General features: G+C 45.1%; 10 protein-coding genes and 1 tRNA gene. 9 read left to right on the forward strand and 2 right to left on the reverse strand.

The annotated features are described in order from the left end of the window. Window positions 1-199: 199 nt before the first annotated feature. Window positions 200-2,230: an excinuclease ABC subunit UvrB gene (uvrB, locus tag ELS82_RS08500; protein WP_134835118.1), complete on the reverse strand. Its 2,031-nt coding sequence runs from the start codon at window positions 2,228-2,230 to the stop codon at window positions 200-202. A 547-nt stretch (window positions 2,231-2,777) separates the two neighbouring features. Between uvrB and ELS82_RS08505 the strand changes: the two genes are divergently transcribed. Then, window positions 2,778-2,853, forward strand: a tRNA-Asn gene (locus ELS82_RS08505). A gap of 56 nt (window positions 2,854-2,909) precedes the next feature. On the opposite strand, the gene ELS82_RS08510 is transcribed toward ELS82_RS08505, so the two are convergent. Then, window positions 2,910-3,638: a UTRA domain-containing protein gene (locus ELS82_RS08510; RefSeq protein ID WP_134835119.1), complete on the reverse strand. Its 729-nt coding sequence runs from the start codon at window positions 3,636-3,638 to the stop codon at window positions 2,910-2,912. 214 nt (window positions 3,639-3,852) lie between these two features. Between ELS82_RS08510 and ELS82_RS08515 the strand changes: the two genes are divergently transcribed. The 8 genes from ELS82_RS08515 to rsxB all read left to right on the forward strand — a co-directional run bounded on the left by ELS82_RS08515 (window position 3,853) and on the right by rsxB (window position 10,560). Then, the gene (locus ELS82_RS08515; protein WP_134835120.1) at window positions 3,853-4,938 is read left to right on the forward strand and encodes an ABC transporter substrate-binding protein; all 1,086 of its coding nucleotides are present in this window, start codon (window positions 3,853-3,855) and stop codon (window positions 4,936-4,938) included. A gap of 12 nt (window positions 4,939-4,950) precedes the next feature. Further along, window positions 4,951-5,769: an alkaline phosphatase family protein gene (locus tag ELS82_RS08520; RefSeq protein ID WP_134835121.1), complete on the forward strand. Its 819-nt coding sequence runs from the start codon at window positions 4,951-4,953 to the stop codon at window positions 5,767-5,769. Beyond that, the gene (locus tag ELS82_RS08525; protein ID WP_134835122.1) at window positions 5,766-6,665 is read left to right on the forward strand and encodes an ABC transporter permease; all 900 of its coding nucleotides are present in this window, start codon (window positions 5,766-5,768) and stop codon (window positions 6,663-6,665) included. Before ELS82_RS08520 ends, ELS82_RS08525 begins: the two co-directional genes overlap by 4 nt. 3 nt (window positions 6,666-6,668) lie before the next feature. Next, a complete protein-coding gene (locus tag ELS82_RS08530; protein ID WP_134835123.1) occupies window positions 6,669-7,457 on the forward strand; it encodes an ABC transporter permease in 789 nt (262 codons plus the stop codon). Further along, complete coding sequence (locus ELS82_RS08535; RefSeq protein ID WP_134835124.1) at window positions 7,454-8,473, forward strand: ABC transporter ATP-binding protein; 1,020 nt, start codon at window positions 7,454-7,456, stop codon at window positions 8,471-8,473. Before ELS82_RS08530 ends, ELS82_RS08535 begins: the two co-directional genes overlap by 4 nt. A gap of 2 nt (window positions 8,474-8,475) precedes the next feature. Next, window positions 8,476-9,135 (forward strand): HAD family hydrolase, encoded by a 660-nt coding sequence (locus tag ELS82_RS08540; RefSeq protein WP_134835125.1) that lies wholly within the window; start codon window positions 8,476-8,478, stop codon window positions 9,133-9,135. 259 nt (window positions 9,136-9,394) lie between these two features. Then, window positions 9,395-9,976, forward strand: a complete 582-nt coding sequence (rsxA, locus tag ELS82_RS08545; RefSeq protein WP_004418311.1) for an electron transport complex subunit RsxA — start codon at window positions 9,395-9,397, stop codon at window positions 9,974-9,976. Beyond that, entirely contained in the window at window positions 9,976-10,560 is a 585-nt protein-coding gene (rsxB, locus tag ELS82_RS08550) for an electron transport complex subunit RsxB (protein WP_004414935.1), read from the forward strand. The genes rsxA and rsxB overlap by 1 nt, the downstream gene beginning before the upstream one ends. Window positions 10,561-10,564 lie beyond the last annotated feature (4 nt).

A 10,564-nucleotide genomic window follows, 5' to 3' on the forward strand; every position in this document is an offset into this window, starting at 1 on the left:
AAAAGCTAATAAATGCTTAATTATGGTGATGAATAGCTCATTTTCACCACAATTATTTTGGCACGCTATCTGCTAAATATTCTATGACCCGCAAGGGTCACCTAGCCAACTGACGTTGTTAGTGAACTTAGTATTCACAAATTACAGCCAATAGAACCCTGTTTCTACTGGCTATTTTTTTACCTAAAATTTAAATAATTTAGCTATTAGTAATAAACTGGCTACGTAATTTATCTATCTGGTCGCGCTTCTGTGCGGCTAGTTCAAACTCCAAGTCTTGGGCATGCTGGTACATCTGAGCTTCGAGCTTGCTGATCTCTTTATCCAGTTGCTGAGGTGTCATCACATCATAACTTTGTGACGGCTCGGCCACTTTAGACAGTGGTACCGCCTTGCTAGTGCGTTGCTTCTTACCCTTAGCGATATCACCAAGCTCCATAATATCTTTGATATTACGTTTCAGCGCTTGTGGCTCAATCCCCATTTTAGCATTGTATTCTTGCTGCTTCTCACGACGGCGGCTAGTTTCGCCCATCGCTTTTCCCATCGATTTAGTAATCGAGTCAGCGTACAAGATAGCCTTACCGGCGATGTTACGCGCTGCACGACCAATGGTCTGAATCAGAGAACGCTCAGAACGTAAGAAGCCCTCTTTATCGGCATCAAGAATCGCCACTAAAGAAACCTCTGGCATATCTAAGCCTTCTCGCAGCAAGTTGATCCCGACGAGTACGTCAAACTCGCCTAAGCGTAAGTCTCGAATGATTTCTACTCGTTCTACGGTATCTATATCTGAGTGTAAGTAACGCACCTTAACATCATGCTCGGTGAGATATTCGGTTAAGTCTTCTGCCATACGCTTGGTCAGCGTTGTCACGAGCACGCGTTCATCTTTTGCTGCACGGATACGAATTTCAGAAAGTAGATCATCAACCTGAGTTGCTACAGGCCTTACTTCAAGTTCAGGATCTAAAAGACCGGTTGGGCGCACAACCTGATCAGCAATTTCACCGTCTGACTTTTCGAGCTCATAGTTGCCAGGCGTTGCCGAGACGAAAATCGTTTGAGGAGCTATCGACTCGAACTCTTCAAACTTCATCGGTCGGTTATCGAGCGCTGACGGTAAACGGAAACCAAACTCCACCAGCGTCTCTTTACGTGAGCGGTCACCTTTGTACATAGCACCAATTTGCGGCACCGTTACGTGGGATTCGTCAATAATCAGTAAGCCATCATGAGGAAGATAGTCGAATAACGTCGGTGGCGGCTCGCCTTCACTGCGCCCACTTAAGTAGCGCGAGTAGTTTTCGATACCCGAACAAAAGCCCAGCTCATTCATCATTTCGATGTCAAACTGAGTACGTTGAGAGATACGCTGCTCTTCCAACAACTTATTGTTATCAAGCAGGTACTTTTTGCGGCTCTCCAGTTCAACCTTAATATCTTCAATCGCCGCAAGGATTCGCTCACGAGGCGTCACATAGTGCGTTTTTGGATAGATAGTGTAACGGGCAAGGTCGCGCTGCTTCACTGCCCCAGTAAGTGGGTCGAACACACTGATGCAGTCAATCTCATCATCAAACATCTCAATTCTAACCGCATCTTGATCCGATTCTGCGGGGAAGATATCGATCACTTCGCCACGTACTCGGAACTGACCACGCTCAAACGCAACATCATTGCGGCTGTATTGAAGTTCAGCTAAGCGGCGAAGAATATCGCGCTGATCCATCACGTCCCCGCGACGAACATGTAGCATCATTTTCAAATAGGATTCAGGATCACCTAAGCCGTATATCGCAGAGACTGAAGCAACAATGATGGCATCTTTGCGTTCAAGTAAGGCTTTGGTCGCCGACAAACGCATCTGTTCAATATGCGCATTCACCGACGCGTCTTTCTCAATAAACGTATCAGTGGTAGGAACGTAAGCTTCAGGTTGGTAATAGTCATAGTATGAGACAAAGTATTCGACCGCATTGTTCGGGAAGAACGCCTTCATTTCACCATAAAGCTGAGCTGCCAGAGTTTTATTCGGTGCTAATAGAATCGCTGGCCGCTGTGCAGTCGCGATCACATTGGCCAGAGTAAAAGTTTTACCTGAGCCTGTAACCCCCAATAGGGTTTGATGGGCTAGGCCTGAGTCTAAGCCTTCAAGCAACTGATGTATTGCGGTTGGCTGGTCACCTGACGGTTGATAGTCAGACACCAAATCAAAAACTTTACTCATATTCGAACTCTATTCGCAGGTGGTCAGTACCTCTATTGTGTCTGTATATATATACAGACACAATAGCTACAAAAGAAATTAATCGCTGTTTTATTGAAAGTCTTCATTAGTCACTAGATCATTACTGATGAACCTGATATTATTCTTCGCCCACCAGATCCACACCTTAGAAAAACTCACTTTTTCGCCCACAAGTTATTCACATTTTTCTCTTGAAATAGCAAAATACCCACAGCTAACGTCTGACACTCAACTTTTGTTACTTTATCCAGAATCAGCCATAAACACCCATTTTACAGTACGTTATGACTTTCTTTCGCCTTCCGCCAATAGCGCTTGTCCGTTGATATTTTACATTATTCTGACTTACTCAATTTTAACCAACACACTTATCCACAATTTTGGTGGATAAGTAAATATAGCCCTTGTCGGATAAGGGATACAGAAAAGTAAAGCGAAAAAAGTGCGAATATTTGCAATTATTTTAACTGTCGAGAGTTGACACCCGATATTTCCATAGCTAAGATTCGCCTCGCTTTAAAGCAATTCCTCCTTAGCTCAGTTGGTAGAGCGACGGACTGTTAATCCGCAGGTCGCTGGTTCGAGCCCAGCAGGAGGAGCCAACTTTAGAAAAAGCCGCATCTACTGATGCGGCTTTTTTGTTTCTAGCAGATAGAACCTATTCGACACTTTCTATTCTGAGCATCACCGCATCAGGCCGCCAGTACTCATGCTCGCAGTCCATCACTTCACCATCTTGCTTATCGTTCACGCGACATATTTTTAATACAGGTTGGCCTTCTACAAGGTTCAACGCTTTAGCGACATAGGAAGGCGCTGAAGTCGGTATGACATCGAATCGAGAGCGCTGCGTCTCATAACCATACTTCTCACGATAAATTCCGGTCAGCGACATGGTTAAGTTTTCAGATAAGATGCCGTCAAATAGCGACGCTTTAAGCACGTTTTCAACAAATAACACCGGGCGCCCATCAATATAACGCAGTCGCTCTATAATATGGATTGGCGTCATGTGCCCTACCTCTAAAGCCCTTGCGTATTCAACTGCCGCGACTTCACTGCATACATTCACCAACTTAGTCTCGGCAATGCGATGCTGCTCTCGGATCATTTGATGAAAGTGAGTACGCGATAGCGGGTTGTAGCAAATCCGTTCTGGCGACACAAACCAACCGCGGCGCTCTTCCCTATATATCAGTCCTTCTGTCTCTAGTGAGATCAACGCATCTTTTAATGTAATGCGTGTGGTCGAAAACAGTTGGCTAAGCTCTCTTTCCGAAGGTAGCTTTTGCCCTTGTACCAAACTTCCAGAATGAATTTGTTCTCTTAAGCTCTTTTTGATTTTTCCTAGCTGTGTCTGGGGTTGACAACTTACGACGACGCTCATGTTGTGATTTAGTCCATTGGTAATGTAACCAAAACAATAAGAGCATCAGATAACAAAAATATGACATACCTTAACGTCGGATACATTTCGTACTGATGAAATATCACTGCCATAGAAACGCATCAAAACTGTCAAAATAGTTGCGCTAAACCGTCACATTTTCTGCCTAGGATAATTTTCGAACTTACTGACCTAGTCCAGAAGGATAGAGACAATGAAAACTTTGCTAAATCGTTCAACTACTTTTTCTGCAAAGAAAATCGTACCCGCGGCATTGATCGCTGCAACATTATCACTGCCTGCTATGGCAAAAGATGCAGACCTAGAATCACTGGTTAAAGCCGCGCAAAAAGAAGGTGCGGTATATAGTGTAGGCATGCCAGACAGTTGGGCGAACTGGAAAGATACTTGGCTCGACTTGAAAGCAAACTACGGTTTGAAACATCAAGATACCGATATGAGCTCAGCGCAAGAAATCGCAAAGTTCGAAGCTGAGAAGAAAAACGCTACCGCTGATATTGGTGATGTCGGTTTTGCGTTTGCGCGAGTAGCAGTGAAGAAGGGTGTCACTCAACCTTATAAACCTACTACTTGGAGTGATGTTCCTGATTGGGCCAAAGACAAAAATGGCCATTGGGCACTTGCCTACACAGGCACTATCTCATTTATCTCAAATAACAACTTAGTTAAAGATGCGCCTAAAACATGGGCTGACATACTGAAAGGTGACTACAAGGTAACAGTCGGTGATGTCGGTGTTGCCTCTCAGGCCAACAACGCTGTCCTTGCTGCTGCTTTTGCTAACGGCGGTGACGAGTCTAACCTAAAGCCTGCAATCAAATTCTTCGCTGAGCTATCCAAGCAAGGCCGCCTATCGTTCACTAACCCAAGTATCGCTAACCTAGAAAAAGGCGAAGTGGAAGTCGCGATTCTGTGGGACTTCAATGCACTTAGCTACCGCGATCAAATAGACCGCCAGCGTTTCACGGTCAATATTCCTCAAGATGGCTCGGTCATTTCAGGCTACACCACCATTATCAACAAATACGCTAAGAACCCGAACGCAGCTAAGCTGGCTCGCGAATATATCTTCAGCGACCAAGGCCAAATCAACTTAGCCGAAGGTTATGCGCGCCCAATCCGTACTAATGTGACTCTACCTCACTCAGTACAAGACAAATTGATTGCAAACGACCAATACAGCAATGTTCATCCAGTGACTGATTTCAAAGCGTGGGAAAAGTCAGCGCGTAAGTTGCCTCGTCAATGGCAAGAAAGTGTCTTGATTCACCAGCAATAAGAGCCTGTAACTATGAGCAATAAGGTTATCCTTGTTGTTCTAGATGGACTGAACTATCAGGTAGCCCAAACGTGTATGGGCTACCTAAACGGTCTTTTAGAACAACCGCAGTCGAGCATGCGTGCAACACTGTATTCAATACAATGTGAATTGCCATCACTGTCGCGCCCGCTTTATGAATGTATTTTGACTGGCGTTCGCCCGGTAGAAAGCGGCATCACCAACAATGACATTGTGCGCCTATCGAATCACGACTCAATTTTCAGCCTGGCAAAATCACAAGGTAAAGTGACAGCAGCAGCGGCTTATCACTGGGTTAGTGAGCTCTACAATCGCGCGCCGTTTAATCCTGTGCGTGACCGTTTTACCAATGACGAGTCACTCAATATCCAACATGGCTGTTTCTATCATTGGGATCACTACCCTGATGAAGCCCTGTTCCTAGATGCTGAGCACTTACGTCAAACCCACCAGCCGGACTTCTTACTGATCCACCCGATGAACATCGATGATATGGGTCATAAACACGGCTTAGATTCTCGTCAGTATCGTAATAGCGCTCGTCACGCTGACATTATTCTTTCTAACTATATCGAACAATGGCTGAGTGACGGCTATCAAGTGCTGGTGACCAGTGATCATGGTATGAACAACGATCTTTCTCACGGTGGCATTCTGGCCGAAGAGCGTGAAGTGCCTTTGTTTGTGATTGGCGATAAGTTCACTCATCAGGAGTGCCACATTAAACAAACTGATCTCTGCGGCACGATTTGCCAACTATTAAATCTCGACCACACAAAATCTTATACTCAGGAATTGTTAGCACTATGAGCAGCTCCGTTCTCACTCCCAGCGCTAGTGAGCCACACTCAACAACCACTAGCACTTGGTTAAAGCGAGCGAGACCCGCCCTCTGGCTGATCCCTTTCGCGCTATTCTTCTATCTGTTTCAATTGGCGCCGATGATTTGGGTGCTGATCAACAGCTTTATCTACGATGATGAATTTGCTCTCGATAACTACATTGAGGTACTCGATTCTGCGTTTATGATGCAGGCTTTCGGTAACAGCTTATGGCTGGCGGTGTGGTCAAGCATCATCGGGCTATTGATTGCCACTGTATTGGTTTCTTCGCTACGTCGGGTAAATTCTCGAATCCGTGATGGCGTAATTGCCTTTACCAATATGAGCAGCAACTTTGCTGGTGTGCCTTTATCCTTCGCCTTTATTATTATTTTGGGCACCAATGGCGCAATTACCTTGTTACTTAAGCAATATGGCTTACTCGGTGATTTTGACCTGTATGGTAAATGGGGCTTGTTGGCGATCTATATCTATTTCCAAATCCCCCTTGCGGTATTGCTGCTCTACCCTGCCTTTGATGCCTTAAGCGATGATTGGCAAGCCGCGGCATCCTTACTCGGTGCCCGTACCTCCCAATACTGGGCAAAAGTGGCGCTACCTGTGCTATCTCCGGCACTGTTGGGCACTTTCATTATCTTGGTTGCCAATGCGATTGGTGCCTACGCCAGCGTTTACGCGCTAACTTCTGGCAACTACAACCTTATTACCATTCGTATTGCGAGCTTGGTTTCTGGTGACTTGTTCCTTGAGCCAAACCTTGCCGCAGCAATTTCAGTGATTCTGATGCTCCTTCTCGCCTTCATTACAGTCATTAACCAATGGCTGATTTCTAAAAGCTACGCGGGCAAGAGTGCTAGGAAGTAAGTGATGCAAAATATTAATACTCGATTCCACCAAACCGTGGTGTACACCATCGTCACCATTATGTTGATACCGATACTGGCTACCTTTGTCTATTCGATCTCATCACGTTGGGGAGCGACCGTTCTACCTGATGGCTTTACACTAGATTGGTATATCAAACTGCTTACCGACCCGCGTTTTTTGCAAGCATTTGGACGTTCACTGTTTATCTGTATCGCGTCGCTGACTCTAAGCGTGGCCTTGATTCTACCTGCAATTTTTGTGGTGTTTTATTACTTTCCGAAACTGGATAAGCTAATGAACATCATGATATTACTACCTTTCGCAGTGCCGCCTGTTGTGTCATCGGTCGGCTTACTTCAGCTTTACGCCGACAGTGAAATATCCCTAATTGGCACGCCCTGGATCTTGATTGGTACCTACTTCACCATCGCACTGCCATTTATGTACCGTGCAATTTCAAATAGCTTTGAGGCAATCAATCTTCACGACTTAATGGATGCTGCCCATCTGCTCGGTGCCAGTACCACCAAAGCATTCCTGCTGATCATTCTACCGAACGTAAAAAAGGGATTAATGGCCTCACTGTTCCTATCGTTCTCGTTCTTATTAGGGGAATTCGTTTTTGCCAATATCTTAGTCGGCACTCGCTATGAAACCTTACAAATCTACCTATACAACATGCGTCAAACTAGCGGCCACTTTACCTCTGCCCTAGTAATGACCTACTTCCTATTTATTTTCTTACTAACTTGGCTAGCAAGTCGTTTTAGCCGAGGAGCACAATCATGAGTTACGTAACTGCACACAACCTAACTAAGCGTTTTGGCGACAATACTGTATTTGAAGATATTCAGTTCACTATTGAGCAAGGGGAATTCATCACCCTTCTCGGACCAAGTGGTTGCGGTAAATCGACATTACTGCGCAGCCTTGCAGGGTTGAACCCAGTTGATGGCGGTGAGGTTTGGGTCAACGGTGAAGAAATCACTCACCAAGTCCCTCAGGAACGCGGCATTGGCATGGTCTTTCAGTCTTATGCCCTATTCCCCAACATGACGGTTGAAGGCAATATTGCCTTTGGTCTGAAGATGAAAAAACTTGGTGCCGATACCATTCAAGCTGAGGTAGCCAAAGTGATTGAACTGGTTGATCTCAAAGGAAAAGAAAAACATTATCCGCATCAACTTTCTGGCGGCCAACGTCAGCGTGTTGCCCTCGCCCGCGCATTGGTGGTGAAACCGCGAATCTTGCTACTTGATGAACCCTTATCGGCACTGGATGCCAAAATCCGTAAACATCTACGTCAGCAAATCCGTGATATTCAGAAAGAGATGAACCTGACGACCATTTTCGTTACTCACGATCAGGAAGAAGCGATGATCATGTCTGACCGTATCTTTCTAATGAACAAAGGTGAGATCGTCCAAGCCGGTACACCAGAAGAGATTTACACTCAACCAGCCAATGAGTTTGTTGCCGGGTTTATGGGTCATTACAACCTAGTTGAAGCAAATCATGCGAAGCAGATTTTCAATATCGACACTGATTGGAAAGTAGCGATTCGTCCAGAATCCATTTACGTCAAAGAGCAAGGCCGCCACTATGGTGAGCATATCTCGTCACCGCAAGTTGCCACCATCAAAAACCACCAGCTGTTGGGTAACGTTATCCGCTACCAAGTAGACGTTGAAGAGTGCGAACTCACGGTTGATTTACTCAATCGTTCATCAGAGCGCCTACTGGCCAATGGCAGTCAATTAGAGCTACTGTTTAACCTTAACGAAATCCAACCTGTGAGTGCCTAAACATGCCTAAACCTTTGTACGTATTCGATATGGACGAAACACTAATCAACGCCGATTGCGCGATGATTTGGAATCAGTTTATGGTTGAGAAAGGCATCGCGACCCAACCTGACTTTATCGAACAAGATCAGCACTTAATGAAGCTCTACGCTGAAGGTAAAATGGACATGGAAGACTATTTACAGTTTTCCATCGCGCCACTAGTGAATATGCCTACCGAGCAAGTCAATGCACTGGTGGAAGAGTGTGTAGAGAACCACATCCTAAATAAGCAATTTGCCCAGTCAAAGACCTTAATCGATCAGCTTTCACGTGATGGGATTGATATGGTGATCATTTCAGCTAGTGTGACATTTTTAGTAGAAGCGGTTGGTCGTCGACTTGGCATTAGCACTGCACTTGGCATCGACTTGGTTGAGAGGAACGATTACTACACGGCCGAGATAGCGGGAGTTCCAAGCTATCGAGAAGGCAAGGTAACTCGCTTAAAACAATGGCTAGACGCACAGCCAAAAGCCTACTCTGAGATCCACTTTTATACGGACTCGATCAACGATTTACCTTTATGCGAATACGCAGATTACGCTTACCTGGTCAATCCATGTTCTCAATTAGCTCAACAGGCCGCACATCGCGACTGGCCCGTTCTAAAGTGGGATTAGTTTCGAATCCAAACTTTAGCTTAGCTCGTCAGTAAACCTTCTCCTAAAGAGCAGTATTTGCTGCTCTTTTCATCTAGAAAACATTCATATCGTGAAAGATAAGCGTTCGATTTCCTTCACCTCGACGTATTTATTCAACTTTTTTAAGACAATCTCGTATAATTTTTACTCAACAATATAAAACCTTATCTTTCCTTGGTTGTTATTGAACTGGCAAAGCAGGATAATGTTGGGATCGGAATTTCTTAAATAAATAACTATGACCGAATATCTTTTGTTGTTGGTCGGCACTGTGCTGGTTAACAACTTTGTACTGGTGAAGTTTTTGGGCTTATGTCCATTCATGGGTGTTTCTAAAAAACTAGAAACCGCGATTGGTATGGGGTTAGCAACGACTTTCGTGCTGACTCTCGCATCCGTGTGCGCCTACCTAGTTGAAAGTTACATCCTTGAACCATTACATCTGCAATATCTGCGCACGATGAGCTTTATTTTGGTGATTGCCGTTGTGGTGCAATTTACCGAAATGGTGGTACACAAAACCAGCCCGACCTTGTATCGATTGTTAGGTATCTTCCTACCACTGATCACCACTAACTGTGCGGTACTAGGTGTGGCCCTACTCAACATCAATGAGAACCATAACTTCATTGAGTCGATCATTTATGGATTTGGTGCTGCTGTGGGCTTCTCACTAGTACTGATCCTATTTGCCTCAATGCGTGAGCGTATTGGTGCTGCTGACGTTCCTGCTCCTTTTAAAGGTGCATCTATTGCGATGATCACCGCAGGCTTGATGTCACTTGCCTTCATGGGCTTTACAGGTTTGGTGAAGTTGTAATGAGCTCAATATTAATCGCAGTTATCGCTATCGCTGTTCTTGCCGCGATATTTGGCGCTGTTTTAGGCTTTGCCTCTATCCGTTTCAAAGTAGAAGCGGATCCTATCGTCGATCAGATCGACAATATTCTTCCGCAAACCCAGTGTGGCCAGTGTGGCTACCCAGGCTGCCGTCCTTATGCGGAAGCTATCGCTAATGGCGATGAGATCAATAAGTGCCCTCCGGGCGGTCAAGCAACCATCGAAAAGCTTGCCGATCTAATGGGCGTTGAAGCAACTGACTCTGCACATGACCTTGAAAATGCGGTAAAGACCGTCGCATTTATTCATGAGGATATGTGTATTGGTTGTACTAAATGTATTCAAGCTTGTCCTGTTGACGCGATTGTCGGCGGTACAAAAGCACTTCACACCGTCATTAAGGATGAGTGTACAGGTTGCGACCTTTGTGTTGCCCCGTGCCCTACTGACTGTATTGAAATGATACCTGTAGAAACCACTACAGCGAGCTGGAAGTGGCAAATGGACGCCATTCCTGTTGTTGATATTACCGATTCTGCTGCTGAGCAGAAAAGTGTGAATTAAGGAC

This window comes from Vibrio ouci (genome assembly GCF_004551525.1).
Lineage (GTDB): Bacteria > Pseudomonadota > Gammaproteobacteria > Enterobacterales > Vibrionaceae > Vibrio > Vibrio ouci.